Origin of the sequence: Streptomyces sp. TBY4 (assembly GCF_024213195.1) — a bacterium.
GTDB lineage: Bacteria > Actinomycetota > Actinomycetes > Streptomycetales > Streptomycetaceae > Streptomyces.
The window spans coordinates 1-15,710 of sequence record NZ_JANAVF010000013.1 but is presented as its reverse complement, the minus strand read 5'-3'; the positions used below and the strand labels follow the sequence as shown (position 1 = coordinate 15,710).

Genomic DNA, 15,710 nt, shown 5'->3' with positions numbered 1-15,710 from the left:
CGGAAGGTGGTGCGGGGATGGTGCGGAGGGCCGTCCGGAGGCGGTCCGAGGCCGGTCCGGAGCCGGTCCAAGGCCGACCCAGAGGCGGTCCAAGGCCGATCCGGAGGCGGTCCAAGGCCGATCCGGAGGCGGTGCGAAGGCGGGCCCGGAGGCGGTCCGAAGGCGGGCCCGGAGGCGGTCCGGAGGCGGTCCGGAGGCGGTCCGGAGGTGGTCCGAGGGCGGCTACGCCGGGCGGGCGGCGGCCCATTCGTCGGCGAGCAGCGCCCAGACCTCGGTGTCCTGACGGACGCCCCGGTGCAGGTGGTTCTGGCGCAGGACGCCTTCGCGGGTCATGCCGAGGCGCTCGGCCACGGCGAGGCTCTTCTTGTTGCCGGAGGCGGCGTGCCATTCGACGCGGTGCATGCCTCGCTCGCCGAAGGCATAGTCGATCAGGACCCGGCAGGCCTTGGTCACCAGGCCGCGGCCGGCCGCGGCGGGCTCCAGCCAGCAGCCGATCTCACAGTTGCCCGTCCCCGCGTCGAACGCCGGGAAGAGCACCCCGCCCACGAGGGTGCCGTCCAGCCGGATCCCGAAGAACCGCGCGCCGTCCTCCCCCGCCGTGAGCGCGTACTTGGCCAGCAGGGCCCGGGCCGACTCCAGGTCGGAGGACCGGTCGGGGAAGCCGACGTACTGGCCGATGAACTCCCGTCCGCGTTCGATGTGGGCGAAGAACTCCTCCGCGTGCCGGGCCTCCAGCGGGAACAGCTGGGCGTCGTCGGCGAGGTCTATCGAGAACATGCGCGTTCTTCCTTGGGTATCGGGCGGCGGGTGGCCGGATCACCGGGAGCTGGGCACCGGCTCGGTCCGGTCCCCGCTCGTGACGGGGTCCGCGCCGGGCCGCTGCTGGGGAAGTTTCGCATGCGGGCGGCGCTCCGGGGGCTCGATGCTGATCCTCGGGAGCCGGCGGTCCAGCCAGGCCGGCAGCCACCAGTTGGCTCCGCCGAGCAGGTGCATCAGGGCCGGGACGAGGAGGGTGCGCAGCACGAAGGCGTCGAGGGCGACGGCCACGGCGAGCGCGATGCCGAACATGGCGATGAGCCGGTCGCCGCTGAGTACGAAGGCCAGGAAGACGGAGATCATGATGACGGCCGCCGAATTGATCACCCGGCTGGTCTCGGCGAGGCCGACGCGCACCGCCCGCCGGTTGTCCCCCGTCTCCAGCCACTCCTCGTACATCCGGCTGACGAGGAAGACCTGGTAGTCCATGGAGAGCCCGAAGAGCACGGAGACCATGATCACGGGGAGGAAGGGCTCGATCGGCCCCGCGCTGCCCAGCCCGAGCGGTTCGCTGCCCCAGCCCCACTGGAAGATCGCGACGACGACTCCGAAGGAGGAGGCGACGGCGGCGACGTTCATGGCGGCCGCCTTGACCGGGATGCCTATGGAGCGGAAGGCCAGCAGCAGGAGCACGCAGCCGAGTGCGACGACCACCCCGACGAAGAGCGGCAGCTTCCCGACGATGACCTCGGCGAAGTCGTCGTACCCGGCGGTCACGCCGCCCACGTGGGCCTGCAGGGAGGTGTCCTGGCCGGCGCGCGGGATGACGTCCTCGCGCAGCCGGTCGACCAGTTCGCTCGTGGCCCTGGACTGCGGGGAGGAGTCCGGTACGACGGTGACCACGGCGGTGTCGCCGCCCTGGTTGAAGACCGCCGGTCCGGCAGAGGCCACGCCCCTGGTCGTACGGATCGACTCGGTCAGCGCCTCCACGGCGGCGCGGTCGCCGGGCCGCTCGCCGAGGCGGGCGACCACGGTCAGCGGGCCGTTCATCCCCGGGCCGAAGCCCTCCGCGAGCAGGTCGTAGGCCTTGCGGGTGGTGGAAGTCGCCGGGTTGTTGCCCTGGTCGGAGGTGCCGAGGTGGAGGGAGAGCGTGGGCAGCGCCAGCACCACCATGACCGCCGTGGCGACCAGCCCGAGCAGCTTCGGGTGGCGCTCGACGAAGGCCGACCAGCGGGCGGCGAAGCCGGTGACCGCTTCGGGCCGCGGGCCCTCGGCGGCCAGCCTGCGGCGCTCGCGGCGGGAGAGCGCGCGCATGCCGATGTACGAGAGCAGCGCGGGCAGCAGGGTCACCGAGGCGGCGACGGTCAGGACCACGGTGAGGGAGGCCGCGATCGCGACCCCGTTGAGGAAGTTCAGCCGGAGCACCAGCATGCCGAGCAGCGCGATGCAGACGGTGGCCCCGGCGAAGACCACGGCCCGGCCGGTGGTGGCGACGGCGTTCTCGGCGGCCTCCGCGACCGGGAGTCCGCGCTGGAGGCCCTTGCGGTGGCGGGTGACGATGAACAGCGCGTAGTCGATGCCCACTCCGAGGCCGACGAGGGTGCCGAGCATCGGGGCGAAGTCGGCGACCGGCATCGCGTGGCCGAGCAGGGTGATGCCGAAGTAGGCGGTGCCCACACTGACCAGGGCGGTCGCGATGGGCAGCAGGCTGGCGGCGAGCGATCCGAAGGCCAGGAACAGCACCAGGGCGGCGATGGCCACGCCGATGACCTCGGCGAGGTGGGCGGAGGGGGCTTCGGTGAGGCCGACGGCGCGCCCGCCGAGCTCGACCTGGAGCCCGTCCGCCCGGGTCTGCGGGTTCCGCGCGGCGTCGACGACGGCCTTGGCCTGGGCCTTGGGCACCGCGTCGGCCTGCCGGTCGAAGGTGACCACCGCGTAGGCGGTCCGGCCGTCGGGGCTGATCCGTGCCGCGCTGTCGGGCCCGGGGCCGTAGGGGCCGGCGACCGATCCGACACCGGGCAGCCCGGCTATGGAGTCGAGCGCCCGCGTCATGCGCTCCTGCACCGCCGGCGTCCGCGCGCTCTGCCCGTCCGGGGTCCGCCACACGATGGTGTCGGTGTCGCCGCCCTGCCCCTGGAAGCCTTCCCGCAGCAGGGCGTGCGCCTTGGCGGACTCGGTGCCGGGGACCTCGTAGTCGTTGGAGAATGCCGTCCCGGCGCCCATCGCGGCGGCGGCGGTCCCGCCGAAGGCGAGGAGCCAGATCAGGACGGCGACGAGTCGGTGCCGCATGCACCAGCGTGCGAGGGCTGACAACGGACGGGCTCCCTGGTGGTTCGGATCCTTACCGGGGAGCGGCCGGGAACGGCCCGTCGGAAAGAACGCGTGAACACGTGAACACGGAAAACTGGACGGAAACTGGGTTGGTCTACACCTCCACGATCGCAGCGTCGCATGATCGTTGGCGGCCATCGTGGGCAGCGTCACAGCCGTTCGGGCAGGTGCGGGACCATGGTCACACGGGGTTCGGAGCGGAGGTCCGGGCGGACTGGTCTCCGGTGCCTTCGGCGGGGGTCTCGGCGGGCTTCTCGGCGGGGGTCTCGGCGGGGGTCTCGGCGGGGTCCTCGGAGGGCTCTTCGCCCGGCTCCTCGTCCGGCTCCTCGTCCGGCTCCTCGTCGGCGCGGTAGCCCGGCAGCGAGGGCCAGCGCACGGTGAGCACCACCGCGTCCTCCTCCGCGTACCAGGAGTGGTCGACTCCGCGTCCCCAGACGACGTAGTCCCCCTGTTCGGCCAGGACCACGCTCCGGCCCGGGAACTCCAGCCGGAACCGGCCGCTGATCAGCACCTGCAGGGCCGTACGGGACTCCCCGCGGACCCAGCTCGCCCGCTCCTCGCCCTTGGGGTGGACGCCCCACTTGATCTCCACGTCCTCGCTGTGGCGGGGATCTCCGGGCTCCTTGAAGTGCCCCAGCAGCCAGCCCCGGTCGACGGCGGCGTCGGGACCGGCCTTGCCGGTGTAGACGGTGGGGTGGGTGGGGTGGGTGGGGTGGGTGGGGTCGCTCACGGGGTGAGGTTAATGCAGTTGTCGGACCCCTCGGCGGCTGGTGAGCTGGCCCGATGACGATGGATGCAGAGGACCTGCTGAAGGTGCGCGCCGAGTTCGACTCCGTGATGCGGCGGGAGGCCCGGCCCGATACCAGCGACGCGCGGGTGGAACGGGCGGGCGCGGTCGTACGGCAGATCGTGCCCGGCCCCGGAGGGAACACGGTGCTCTGGTCGGACCTCGACGAGCACACGGCGGACGCGGTGATCGCGGAACAGGTGGCGTACTTCACGGAGCTGGCCGGCCGGGGCGAGATCGCGTCGGCGGAGTTCGAGTGGAAGCTGTACGGCCACGACCGCCCCGCGGACCTCGGGGACCGGCTGCGCGCGGCCGGTTTCGTCGCGGAGCCCGCGGAGACCCTGCTGGTGGCGCGGGTGCCGGAGCTCGCCGGGCTGTCCGTGGAGCCGCCGGAGGGCATCACGCTCCGCGTGGTGACCGACGAGGCGGGCGTGGACCTGATGATGGAGGCCCACCGCCGGGCCTTCGGCGCGGACCGCCCGCGCATCAAGGACCTGATGCTGAACCTGCTGCGGGACGAGCCGGACACGATCGAAGCCGTCGTCGCGATGGCGGGCGACACCCCGGTGAGCGCGGCCCGGATGGAGATGCGCCCGGGGAGCCCCTTCGCGGGCCTGTGGGGCGGCGGCACGGTCCCGGAATGGCGGGGCCACGGCATCTACCGGCTCCTGGTGGCCCACCGCGCCCGCGTGGCGGCGGCCCGCGGCATCCGCTACCTCCAGGTCGACGCCTCCGAGGACAGCCGCCCGATCCTGGAACGGCTGGGGTTCGGGGTGCTGGGCGTGACCGTGCCGTGGGTTTGGGAGGGATAGGGGTAGGGGTGAGGGCTTTGGCTGCGTGAGGTTCCGGGGGGCGTCCCGGCAGTCCAGTGTCCTTTCGGGGTGGGCCGGTCCCTCAAGGGCGCTCCCTGCGGTCGCGTCGCTACGCGATGGCCTTCGGCCACCCTTGACCGACCGACCCACCCCGAAACGCCACAAGACTTCCGGGATCCCCCCGGGGAACGGCCTGGAGGGAGGAGTGGGGAGGAGCGGCCCCGTCTGAGATGCGCAGCCCCCTGTGGTTGGGGGGCATCTGGACACGGCCCCGGCAGGACCGTGACCTCGGCCGGTACGGACGCGCGGGGCGATCAGAGCATCCAGGGCCGGGGGGCCGGGGACCCGGTCCGTGATCTTTGACCGCCAGCTGGAGCGGGAGGGGGACGAGACCGTGGCCGCCGCTTGACCGCCACCCTCCCGTCCCGGGAAGCTGAGGCCCACTCAACTCACCGGCGCTGGGGGGAAATTGACCAGCCAGAATCTGCACATCGGGCCGGACGCGGCAGCGGACCGTTACCGCTTGCTCCGGTCCATCGGACGCGGCGGGGAGGCCGTGCTCTATCTCGCGGAGATCGAGCTCGCGGGGGGTTCCGAGCCCGTCGTCGTGAAGGTGCTCGACTCCAAGACCACGATCACCCCGGACGTCTTCGACCGGATCAGCCAGAAGTGGAACGAGCAGGCCGAGCTGCTGCGCTTCGTCCACCGGCCCGGTGTGGTCGGCGTACGGGAGCATTTCGAGGGGCCGCCCATCCACCGGCCCGGGGAGTCCTCGACCCTGACCGGGCGGGCGCTGGTCCTGGTCATGAACCATGTCGACGGACTCGACCTGCGCGACTGGCGGGCCGAGCGGACCCTCGCCACGGCCGCCGAGCGGCGCGAGGTGATGCGCACGCTGGAGCAGCTGGCCGACGTACTGGACTGGCTGCACTCGGGGAAGGCCACTCCCTCCGGGCGCCAGGTGATCCACGGTGACCTGTCACCCGGCAATGTCATGGTCGACGCGCACGGGCAGGCCACCCTGGTGGACTTCGGCCTCAGCAAGCTGACCGCCGACCACCAGACGGCGGAGGTGTGGTTCACCCAGGGCTACGCCGCGCCGGAGGTCTTCGAGGGGAAGCGGACCCCGGGCGCGGACCGGTACGCCTTCGGGGCCATCGCGTACTTCCTGCTGAGCGGGGAGTCCCCGCCCTCGACGCCCGAACTGCTCGCGCATGCCCTCTTACGGCTGCCGCAGTTCGCGGTGCTGGACGCCGAGCAGCGGGCGCGGATCGCGTCCATCTACGCCGCCGACCCGCTGAAGCGTCCGGTCAACCTGGCCGGCTGGATGAAGGACATCCGCCGAGCTGTGGTGTCCACGACCTCGTCCACCTCGCAGCAGGTGGTCCAGGACGCACCGCCGGTACCGGCCCTTCCGGCGGCGCCGCCGGCCGTCCCCCCGGCCCCGGCGGCGGCCCCGCCGAAGCCGGTGGCCCCGCCCCAGCAGCCCTCGCAGCCGCCGGCGACTCCCCCGGCCCAGCCGGTGTACGCGCCACCGCCGACCGAGCCCGCGCCCACCCCGCCGCCGGTCCAGGCGAGCGTGCCGCAGGGCTACGGTCCAGCGCCCGCGGCCGAGTCCCGTACGGAACCGGCGCCCGCGCCGCCGCGCAAGAAGCGGCGGCGGGGGCTGGTACTCGGGGCAGTGCTCACCGTGCTGGTCCTGGCCGCGGCCGCGCTGGCCGGCGTAGAACTGCTCAAGGACAGGGGCAAGGACGCTTCGAACCGAGCCGGCGGAGACAAGCCGACCTCGTCCGCCTCGGGTTCCGTAAGCCCGACGCCCACGCCGACCCCGACGCCCACCCCCAGTGCGACACCGAGCCCGAGCCCGAGCGCGGCCCCGACGGACGCGGTCTCGCCGACCCCGCCGGGGCCGAACAGCAAGGAGGCCAGCCTCCTGGCCCTGGAGCCCTTGCGGGGCGGCTTCACCGCGGAGACCGCCAAGATGGACACCAAGCGCTACAACTCCGCCTTCAACGTCGGGTGCGGCGAGGCCGAGTACGACATCAACAAGGATTGGAGCTCGCTCGAATTCTCCGCCGGGATGGACGACGGATCTCCCTTGAAGAGCGGTCAGATCATCATCTACGGGGACGACGTCGAGCTGTTCAGTGAGTCCGTGGAACGGGTCAAACCCGTCACCAGGACGGTGAACGTCACTGGTGTCCTGATCCTGCGCGTCGAGATGCGTTCCGGATGCAGCGAACGCAACGCCGTGGTCATGGCCTCCCCCACCCTGCGGCGCTGACGGCCACCGCGCACGGCCCGCACGCACGGCGGCCCCGCACCGGAGATCCGGTGCGGGGCCGCCGTGTACGTACCGTGTGACTACTCGGAGACGCCCAGGCGCTCCAGGATGAGCTCCTTGACGCGCGCCGCGTCCGCCTGGCCGCGGGTGGTCTTCATGACCGCTCCGACCAGTGCGCCGACGGCGGCGATCTTGCCGCCGCGGATCTTGTCGGCGATGCCCGCGTTGCCCGCGATGGCCTCGTCGACGGCCGCGCCGAGCGCGCCCTCGTCCGAGACGACCTTCAGGCCGCGCTTCTCGACGACCTCGTCCGGGGTGCCCTCGCCGGCGAGGACGCCTTCGAGGACCTGGCGGGCCAGCTTGTCGTTGAGCTCGCCGGCCGCCACCAGGGCCGCGACGCGCGCGACCTGGACGGGGGTGATGGGCAGCTCGTCGACGACGACGCCCTGCTCGTTGGCGTTGCGGGCCAGCTCGCCCATCCACCACTTGCGGGCGGCCGTCGAGTCGGCGCCGGCCTCGATGGTGGCGACGATGGAGTCCACCGCGCCCGCGTTGAGGATCGACTGCATGTCGTGCTCGTTGATCCCCCACTCCTGGAGGAGGCGGTTGCGGCGCACGCGCGGCATCTCCGGCAGACCGGAGCGCAGCTCCTCGACCCAGGTGCGGGCCGGGGCGATCGGGACCAGGTCGGGCTCCGGGAAGTACCTGTAGTCCTCGGCGTTGTCCTTGATGCGGCCGGCCGTGGTGGAGCCGTCCTCCTCGTGGAAGTGCCGGGTCTCCTGCACGATCGAGCCGCCGGAGGAGAGCACCGCCGCGTGGCGCTGGATCTCGAAGCGGGCGGCGCGCTCGACGGAGCGCAGCGAGTTGACGTTCTTCGTCTCGCTGCGGGTGCCGAACTCGGACTCGGGGGTGGGGCGCAGCGACAGGTTGACGTCGCAGCGCATCTGGCCCTTGTCCATGCGGGCCTCGGAGACGCCGAGCGCCTTGATGACCTCGCGCAGCTCGGCGACGTACGCCTTGGCGACCTCGGGGGCCCGTACGCCCGCGCCCTCGATCGGCTTGGTGACGATCTCGATGAGGGGGATGCCGGCGCGGTTGTAGTCCAGCAGGGAGTGGGACGCGCCGTGGATGCGGCCGGTGGCGCCGCCGACGTGCAGCGACTTGCCGGTGTCCTCCTCCATGTGGGCGCGCTCGATCTCCACGCGGAAGATCTCGCCGTCCTCCAGCTGCACGTCGAGGAAGCCGTTGAAGGCGATCGGCTCGTCGTACTGGGAGGTCTGGAAGTTCTTCGGCATGTCCGGGTAGAAGTAGTTCTTCCGGGCGAAGCGGCACCACTCGGCGATCTCGCAGTTCAGCGCGAGACCGATCTTGATGGCGGACTCGATGCCGATCTCGTTGACGACCGGCAGCGCGCCGGGCAGGCCGAGGCAGACCGGGCAGGTCTGGGAGTTCGGCTCGGCGCCCAGCTCGGTGGAGCAGCCGCAGAACATCTTGGTCTTCGTGCCGAGCTCGACATGGACCTCCAGGCCCATGACGGGGTCGTACGACGCGAGGGCGTCCTCGTACGACAGCAGTTCGGTGACAGTCACAGTGGAAATTCCCTCTCAGCCCAGCAGGACGTCGTCGTCGCCGAGACGCTTCAGCTCGCGGTACAGGATCGCGAGGCCGGTGACGATGGCGGCGGCGGACACGACGGCGTCGATCAGCTTCAGCGTGTCGTGCTCGGAACGGGCCTTCTTGGCCTGCTTGACCACGCTGAAGGCACCGAAAGCGGTGGTGCCGATCGACAGGTACGTACCGGACTTGGACTTCTTGAAGCCCTTGGCCTTGGACAGCGCACTCGTACTCGAACTCACAGCGACGGAGCCTCCTCAAGCAGCGGGTGACCCCAGCGCTCGACGAAGGCGGCCTCGACTGCGGCACCCACCTTGTACAGGCGGTCGTCCTTCATCGCCGGGGCGATGATCTGGAGCCCGACCGGCAGACCGTCCTCCGGAGCCAGGCCGCAGGGCAGCGACATGGCGGAGTTGCCGGCCAGGTTGGTCGGGATGGTGCACAGGTCCGCGAGGTACATCGCGAGCGGGTCGTCGGTGCGCTCGCCGATCGCGAAGGCGGTGGTGGGCGTGGTCGGGGAGACGATCACGTCGACCTGCTCGAAGGCCTTCTCGAAGTCGCGCGAGATGAGCGTGCGGACCTTCTGGGCGGAGCCGTAGTACGCGTCGTAGTAGCCGGAGCTGAGCGCGTACGTACCGAGGATGATGCGGCGCTTGACCTCGTCGCCGAAGCCGGCTTCGCGGGTCAGGGCGGTGACGTCCTCGGCGGACTTGGTGCCGTCGTCGCCGACGCGCAGGCCGTAGCGCATGGCGTCGAAGCGGGCCAGGTTCGAGGAGCACTCGGACGGCGCGATCAGGTAGTACGCGGCCATCGCGAGGTCGAAGGACGGGCAGTCCAGCTCCACGATCTCGGCGCCGAGCTCCTTGAGCAGGGCGACGGACTCGTTGAACCGCTGCACGACGCCGGCCTGGTAGCCCTCGCCGGCGAACTGCTTGACGACACCGACGCGCATGCCGGCGACGGAGCCGTTGCGGGCCGCCTCGACGACCGGCGGGACCGGGGCGTCGATGGAGGTGGAGTCCATCGGGTCGTGACCGGCGATGACCTCGTGCAGGAGGGCCGCGTCCAGGACCGTACGGGCGCACGGGCCGCCCTGGTCGAGGGAGGAGGAGAAGGCCACCATGCCGTAGCGGGAGACGCCGCCGTAGGTGGGCTTCACGCCGACGGTGCCGGTGAGCGCGGCGGGCTGGCGGATGGAACCGCCGGTGTCCGTGCCGATGGCCAGCGGCGCCTGGAAGGCGGCCAGCGCGGCCGCGGAGCCGCCGCCGGAGCCGCCGGGGACCCGGGTGAGGTCCCAGGGGTTGCCGGTGGCCCCGTAGGCGCTGTTCTCGGTGCTGGACCCCATGGCGAACTCGTCCATGTTGGTCTTGCCGAGGATGACGACGTCGGCTTCCTTCAGCTTGCGCGTCAGGGTGGCGTCGTACGGCGGGATCCAGCCCTCGAGGATCTTCGAACCGACGGTGGTCGGGATCCCGACGGTCGTGAAGATGTCCTTCAGCGCGAGCGGTACGCCGGCCAGCGGGCCGAGCTCCTCGCCGCGCTCCCGCTTGGCGTCGACGGCGGCGGCCTGGGCGAGCGCGCCCTCGCGGTCGACGTGCAGGAAGGCGTTGACCTTCTCGTCCGTCGCCCCGATGCGGGCCAGGTGGGCCTCGGTGACCTCGACGGCCGTGAGCTCGCCGGAGGCGATCTTCTCGGCGGTCTGGGCGGCCGTCAGCTTGATGATCTCGATGGTGCTGTTGATGTCAGCCATGGTGATTAGTCCTCCCCCAGGATCTGCGGCACCTTGAAACGCTGCTGCTCCTGGGCGGGAGCGCCGGAAAGCGCCTGCTCGGGGGTGAGCGACGGACGGACCTCGTCCGCGCGCATGACGTTCGTCAGCGGCAGCGGGTGGGAGGTCGGCGGGACGTCTTGGTCGGCGACCTCGGAAACGCGGGCGACCGCGCCGATGATGTCGTCGAGCTGTCCAGCGAAGTGGTCGAGCTCTTCGCTCTTCAGCTCCAGACGTGCCAGCCGAGCGAGGTGGGCGACCTCCTCGCGCGTGATGCCAGGCATGCAGCGATCCTCTGGGGGTTCGAGTGTGTAGGTTTCGGCCCCAATCCTATGGGGCCCGGCCCCCACCCGGCGCAACGGTTTCCCCCCGGGGCGGTACGAAGCCCCCACACGGGCCGATTTCCGCTGCGCGGGGCGGGGCCGCCTGCGGCGGCTTATACGTCACCCGGAGCCCGCCCCCGGCCGCAGACAGGCCGCTGCGCGGGGCGGAGTTCCCCTACCCGCCCTTCCACCGTTCCCCGGGCGCTGCCCGGACCCCGGTCCTCAAACGCCGGACCGGCTGAAAGCAGGGTCCCGGGCTGCGCCCGGACCCCCTGGGGCTCCGCCCCAGACCCCGCGCCTCAAACGCCGGCGAGGCTGGATTTCCCAGCCCCTCCGGCGTTTGAGGAGCGGGGGTCCGGGGGCTGGCCCCCGTGAAGGGCTCCGGGCGTAGCCCGGGGAACGGTGGAAGGGCGGGTAGGGGACTTGCCCCGCAGGGCCGACCCAGCCGCACCACCGACCCACCCGCCAAGGAAGGAAGAGGCCATGTCACCAGTGCAGGCGGCCCCCGCCCCCGCATCCCTCCGGCTGAGGGGGTCCCTCGGGCACCCGGGCAGCGGCAAAGCCGTGCTCGACGCCGTCGAGCTCGATGTCCGGGCGGGCGAGGTGCTGACCGTCGTCGGACCGTCCGGCTGCGGGAAGTCCACCCTGCTGCGGACGCTCGCCGGGCTGCTCCCGCCCCTGCCCGGCGGCAGCGTGGAGCAGGACGGCCACCCGATCACCCGCCCCGACGCCACCCGCGCGCTCGTGTTCCAGGACGACGCCCTCCTCCCCTGGCGCACCGTCCGCGCCAACGTCGAACTCCCCCTGGCCATCGCCGGCACCCCCCGCGCGGCCCGCCGCCTCGCCGCCACCGACTGGCTGGCCCGCGTCGGCCTCGCCGACCACGCGCACAAGCACCCGCACCGGCTCAGCGGCGGCCAGCGCCAGCGCGTCCAGTTGGCGCGCGCCCTCGCCGCCGCCCCGCGTGCCGTGCTGATGGACGAGCCCTTCGGCGCGCTCGACGCCCAGACCCGCGCCGAGATGCAGGACCTGCTCGTCACCGTCCTGGCCGGTACCGGCGCGACCGTCGTCTTCGTCACCCACGACGTGGACGAGGCCCTCTTCCTGGGCGACCGCGTCGCACTGCTCGCCACGGGCGAGCTGATCGACGTACCGCATCCCCGTGCACGTACGGCGGACCGTTCCGCCCTCCGCCGCCGCATCCTCGACTCCCTCTGATCACTCCGATCCCTCTGCCCCCTCTGCCCCCTCTGGAAGGCCGCCCCATGGACATCCCCGCGATCGCCGACGCCGAGGAACTGACCTGCGACGTCCTCGTCATCGGCGGCGGTACCGCCGGCACGATGGCGGCGCTGACCGCCGCCGAGGCGGGCGCGCGGGTGCTGCTCCTGGAGAAGGCGCACGTGCGGCATTCCGGCGCCCTCGCCATGGGCATGGACGGGGTGAACAACGCCGTCGTCCCGGGCCGCGCCGAGCCCGACGACTACGTCGCCGAGATCACCCGCGCCAACGACGGCATCGTCGACCAGTCCACGGTCCGCCAGACGGCGACCCGCGGATTCGCGATGGTGCGGCGCCTGGAGTCGTACGGGGTGAAGTTCGAGAAGGACGAGCACGGCGAGTACGCCGTCCGCCAGGTGCACCGCTCCGGCTCGTACGTGCTGCCCATGCCGGAGGGCAAGGACGTCAAGAAGGTGCTGTACCGGCAGCTCCGCCGCCGCGAGATGCGCGAGCTGATCCGGATCGAGAACCGGGTGATGCCGGTCCGCGTGCTGACCTCCCCCGAGGACGGCCGGGCGATCGGCGCGGCCGCCTTCAACACCCGTACCGGCGCCTTCGTGACCGTCCGCGCGGGGGCCGTCATCCTGGCGACGGGCCCGTGCGGACGGCTCGGACTCCCGGCCTCCGGATACCTCTACGGGACGTACGAGAACCCCACCAACGCCGGTGACGGCTACGCGATGGCGTACCACGCGGGCGCCGCGCTCACCGGCATCGAGTGCTTCCAGATCAACCCGCTGATCAAGGACTACAACGGCCCGGCGTGCGCCTACGTCGCCAACCCCTTCGGCGGCTACCAGGTCAACCGGCACGGCGAGCGGTTCGTCGACTCCGACTACTGGTCGGGCCAGATGATGTCCGAGTTCGCCGCCGAACTCGCCTCCGACCGGGGCCCGGTGTACCTCAAGCTCAGCCACCTCCCCGAAGAGACGGTCTCGGCCGTCGAATCGATCCTGCACACCACCGAACGCCCCACCCGCGGCACTTTCCACGCCAACCGGGGCCACGACTACCGCACCCACGACATCGAGATGCACATCTCGGAGATCGGCCTGTGCGGCGGCCACTCGGCCTCCGGCGTACGCGTCGACGACCACGCCCGCACCACCGTGCCCCGGCTGTACGCCGCGGGCGACCTGGCCTCGGTCCCGCACAACTACATGATCGGCGCGTTCGTCTTCGGCGATCTGGCGGGCGCCGACGCCGCCCAGTACGAGCCGTACGAGGGGGACTTGCCCGCGGACCAGCTCACCGCCGCCCACGACCTGATCTACCGCCCCCTCCTCCACCCGGACGGCCCGCCGCAGCCGCAGGTCGAGTACAAGCTGCGCCGCTTCGTCAACGACTACGTGGCCCCGCCCAAGACGGGCGCGAAGCTGTCGCTCGCCGTGGAGGCCTTCACCCGGATGGCGGGCGAGATCGGCGGGATGGGAGCCACGACCCCGCACGAGCTGATGCGCTGCGCGGAGGTCTCCTTCATCCGGGACTGCGCGGAGATGGCGGCGCGGGCCTCGCTCGCCCGTACGGAATCCCGCTGGGGGCTTTACCACGAGCGCCTCGACCACCCCGAGCGCGACGACGCGGGCTGGCTGCACCACCTGGACCTGCGCAAGTCCCCTTCGGGGGCGATGGAGTTCACGGCGCGCCCGGTCGATCCCTACCTCGTCCCGGTCCCGGAGTTCACCCCGACGGGCGGCCCCTCCCGGCACCTGGGCGAGGTGGAACTGGTCGGCGTGGCCCTGGCGGGCGGCGCGGGCCGGGCCGCGGCCCCCACCCCCTCCGGCACCGGATCCGCACCGGGATCGCCCCGCATCCTGGAACTCCTCTCCCTGGCGGAGGAATCCCCGGACCTGCCCTCCCTCCTCCCCTACCTCGACGACCCCGACCCGGCGGTCCGCGCCACGGCGGTGGCGGTGCTCGGCGAAACCGTCCCGGCGGGCGCCGGCCCCGCCCTCGGGGAGCGGCTGGCCGACCCCGACCCGGCGGTCCGCGCCGCCGCGGCGGCCGCGCTGCGCGAACTGCTGGAGGTCCTCGCACCCGACCCCGCACTGGGAGCGGCCCTGCGGGCGGGCCTCGCGGTGGCCGACCCGGCCGTCCGGTCGGCGGCGCTCGAAGCCCTACGGGTCCTGCGGCTCGGGGAGCCCGGCCTGTACGAGCGGTCCCTGCGGGACGCCGACGTGGACGTCCGCATCCAGGCGGTACGCGCACTGGTCTCGGTGGACGCCCTCGCCCCACTGGCTACGGCCACCGCCGACCCCTCCCGCGAGGTCCGCGTGGCCGTGGCCAAGGCCCTGGGCACCCTCCGCGCGAGCTCCGCCCTGACCCCGCTCCTCTCCGACACGGACCCGCTGGTCCGGGCAGCGGCCCTGGGCTCCCTCGCCACCACCGGAGGCCACACCGACCGAGCCGTCTCCGCCCTCTCCGACCCGGCATGGCAGGTCCGCGCGGGGGCTGCCACCGGCCTGTCCTCGGCGCCCGCCGCAGCGGCGGTGGCCCCGCTCGCCCTGGCCCTCTCCGACCCGAACGCGGACGTCCGCAAAGCCGCGGTGCTCTCCCTCCGCGCCCACCGCCCCGACCCGGCGGCGACTTCGGCCCTGGCCACGGCCGCCACCGACCCCGACGCGGACGTCCGCGCGTACGCCGTTCGTCCGTGACCTCAGACGTGGAGCTCCGGCGGGAAGCCGGTCCAGCGGAGCTCGGCGGGGAGGTGACCGGTGTCGTTGAACAGGAGCACCGCCGGGGGCCGGCCCGGTGCGTAACGGATGACGGTCAGGGCCGCGTTGGCGTGGTTGATGCCCATCCAGCGCCACTTCGGGGCGTCGAGGGCGGCCCGGACGAGCCAGCCGACGAGGAAGTTGTGGGTGACGAGGAGTTCGTGGCGCGGCTCGTCGCCGGGGACGGGGCCGGTGAACTCCGCGAACGCCTCCGCCGCGAGCCTGGGTCCGTCCTCGCGCTCCCGCGCCGGTATCCCATCCAGGAACCCGAGCATGGCATCAGCCGTCTCGGGCGGCAGCTCCTCCCGTGCCGGCAGGTAGGGGACGTAGTCCCCGGCCGCAGCGGAGGGCTGCACGCGAACCCCGTCGAGCCGTTCGCCGACGAGCCGGGCGGTCTGCTCGGCACGGGCGAGCGGCCCGTGGTGGACAGCCGCCAGCGGCACCCCGCGCAGCCGCTCCCCCAGCAGGGCGGCCTGCTGCCGGCCCGCGTCCGTCAGCTCGCTCTCGTCCGGGGATGCCTCGCCATGGCGGGTGAGATACAGATAACGGGCGGCCATACCGTTCACGGGGAACCCTCCAACGAAGTCGATCTTGCGCCCTGGAGGGACGCCCCCCCTCCCGCCCCGGTTCCACGAGGGGGCCGCCCCCCTCCAGCCCCGGCACATCCGGAACCCGGTCCCGCTGCCCCGCCTGCCGCTGCGCGGTGCCAGTCCCCTACCCACCCTTCCACCGTTCCCCGGGCGCTGCCCGGACCCCGGTCCTCAAACGCCGGACCGGCTGGGAGGGGGCCCCGGGCTGCGCCCGGACCCCCTGGGGCTCCGCCCCAGACCCCGGTCCTCAAACGCCGGACGGCTGAAAAGACCAACCCCGGCCCGACCGAAAGCGGCTCGGGCCTAGGTCCGAGGCCAAGGCCGGGGCCGGGGCCGGGCCGGGGCCTGTCCCCAACCCGGCCCGGGGCCGGACGCGGGGGGCGCAGGCGGCCGGGGCGGGGACGGGGGCGGGGTGGGGTGTTGGCCGGGACGTAAAGCGTGATTTGTGGC

11 protein-coding genes and 1 pseudogene are annotated in these 15,710 nt (G+C 72.7%); 4 read left to right on the top strand and 8 right to left on the bottom strand.

Annotation, left to right across the window (positions count from 1 at the left end):
- Positions 1–222: 222 nt before the first annotated feature.
- From NLX94_RS26975 to NLX94_RS26965, 3 genes and pseudogenes are all read right to left on the bottom strand, one after another.
- Positions 223–777, bottom strand: a complete 555-nt coding sequence (locus tag NLX94_RS26975; protein ID WP_254385701.1) for a GNAT family N-acetyltransferase — start codon at positions 775–777, stop codon at positions 223–225.
- Positions 778–816: 39 nt separating this feature from the next.
- Positions 817–3,069, bottom strand: a complete 2,253-nt coding sequence (locus tag NLX94_RS26970; protein WP_254385700.1) for an MMPL family transporter — start codon at positions 3,067–3,069, stop codon at positions 817–819.
- A 343-nt stretch (positions 3,070–3,412) separates the two neighbouring features.
- Positions 3,413–3,817, bottom strand: a pseudogene (locus tag NLX94_RS26965) (hypothetical protein); the annotation flags it as partial.
- Between the two features lie 59 nt (positions 3,818–3,876).
- Between NLX94_RS26965 and NLX94_RS26960 the strand changes: the two are divergent.
- A complete protein-coding gene (locus NLX94_RS26960; protein ID WP_254385851.1) occupies positions 3,877–4,686 on the top strand; it encodes a GNAT family N-acetyltransferase in 810 nt (269 codons plus the stop codon).
- Between the two features lie 523 nt (positions 4,687–5,209).
- Positions 5,210–6,970, top strand: coding sequence for a protein kinase (locus NLX94_RS26955; RefSeq protein ID WP_254385699.1), 1,761 nt, complete (start codon positions 5,210–5,212; stop codon positions 6,968–6,970).
- An 80-nt stretch (positions 6,971–7,050) separates the two neighbouring features.
- Here NLX94_RS26955 and gatB read toward each other — a convergent pair whose 3' ends face one another.
- From gatB to gatC, 4 genes are read right to left on the bottom strand one after another with little or no spacing between them, the layout of a single operon-like run.
- Positions 7,051–8,559 carry an Asp-tRNA(Asn)/Glu-tRNA(Gln) amidotransferase subunit GatB gene (gene gatB / locus NLX94_RS26950; protein ID WP_308402544.1) on the bottom strand — a complete coding sequence of 503 codons (1,509 nt, stop codon included), beginning with the start codon at positions 8,557–8,559 and terminating at the stop codon, positions 7,051–7,053.
- Positions 8,560–8,574: 15 nt separating this feature from the next.
- The gene (locus NLX94_RS26945) at positions 8,575–8,826 is read right to left on the bottom strand and encodes a hypothetical protein (RefSeq protein ID WP_254385698.1); all 252 of its coding nucleotides are present in this window, start codon (positions 8,824–8,826) and stop codon (positions 8,575–8,577) included.
- Positions 8,823–10,334, bottom strand: coding sequence for an Asp-tRNA(Asn)/Glu-tRNA(Gln) amidotransferase subunit GatA (gatA, locus tag NLX94_RS26940; protein WP_254385697.1), 1,512 nt, complete (start codon positions 10,332–10,334; stop codon positions 8,823–8,825). Before gatA ends, NLX94_RS26945 begins: the two co-directional genes overlap by 4 nt.
- Positions 10,335–10,339: 5 nt before the next feature.
- Entirely contained in the window at positions 10,340–10,636 is a 297-nt protein-coding gene (gene gatC, locus NLX94_RS26935; protein ID WP_007266718.1) for an Asp-tRNA(Asn)/Glu-tRNA(Gln) amidotransferase subunit GatC, read from the bottom strand.
- 522 nt (positions 10,637–11,158) lie between these two features.
- On the opposite strand from gatC, the gene NLX94_RS26930 reads away from it, so the two are divergent.
- Positions 11,159–11,893 carry an ABC transporter ATP-binding protein gene (locus tag NLX94_RS26930; RefSeq protein ID WP_254385696.1) on the top strand — a complete coding sequence of 245 codons (735 nt, stop codon included), beginning with the start codon at positions 11,159–11,161 and terminating at the stop codon, positions 11,891–11,893.
- A 47-nt stretch (positions 11,894–11,940) separates the two neighbouring features.
- Positions 11,941–14,610: a fumarate reductase/succinate dehydrogenase flavoprotein subunit gene (locus NLX94_RS26925; protein ID WP_254385695.1), complete on the top strand. Its 2,670-nt coding sequence runs from the start codon at positions 11,941–11,943 to the stop codon at positions 14,608–14,610.
- 2 nt (positions 14,611–14,612) lie between these two features.
- On the opposite strand, the gene NLX94_RS26920 is transcribed toward NLX94_RS26925, so the two are convergent.
- Positions 14,613–15,236 carry a histidine phosphatase family protein gene (locus NLX94_RS26920; RefSeq protein ID WP_254385694.1) on the bottom strand — a complete coding sequence of 208 codons (624 nt, stop codon included), beginning with the start codon at positions 15,234–15,236 and terminating at the stop codon, positions 14,613–14,615.
- Positions 15,237–15,710 lie beyond the last annotated feature (474 nt).

Excerpts from the sequence above, each read along its gene's own strand:
- gatA (WP_254385697.1), bottom strand. The coding sequence starts at position 10,334 with ATGGCTGACATCAACAGCACCATCGAGATCATCAAGCTGACGGCCGCC.
- NLX94_RS26925 (WP_254385695.1), top strand. The coding sequence starts at position 11,941 with ATGGACATCCCCGCGATCGCCGACGCCGAGGAACTGACCTGCGACGTC.
- gatC (WP_007266718.1), bottom strand. The coding sequence starts at position 10,636 with ATGCCTGGCATCACGCGCGAGGAGGTCGCCCACCTCGCTCGGCTGGCA.
- NLX94_RS26960 (WP_254385851.1), top strand. The coding sequence starts at position 3,877 with ATGGATGCAGAGGACCTGCTGAAGGTGCGCGCCGAGTTCGACTCCGTG.
- NLX94_RS26975 (WP_254385701.1), bottom strand. The coding sequence starts at position 777 with ATGTTCTCGATAGACCTCGCCGACGACGCCCAGCTGTTCCCGCTGGAG.
- NLX94_RS26930 (WP_254385696.1), top strand. The coding sequence starts at position 11,159 with ATGTCACCAGTGCAGGCGGCCCCCGCCCCCGCATCCCTCCGGCTGAGG.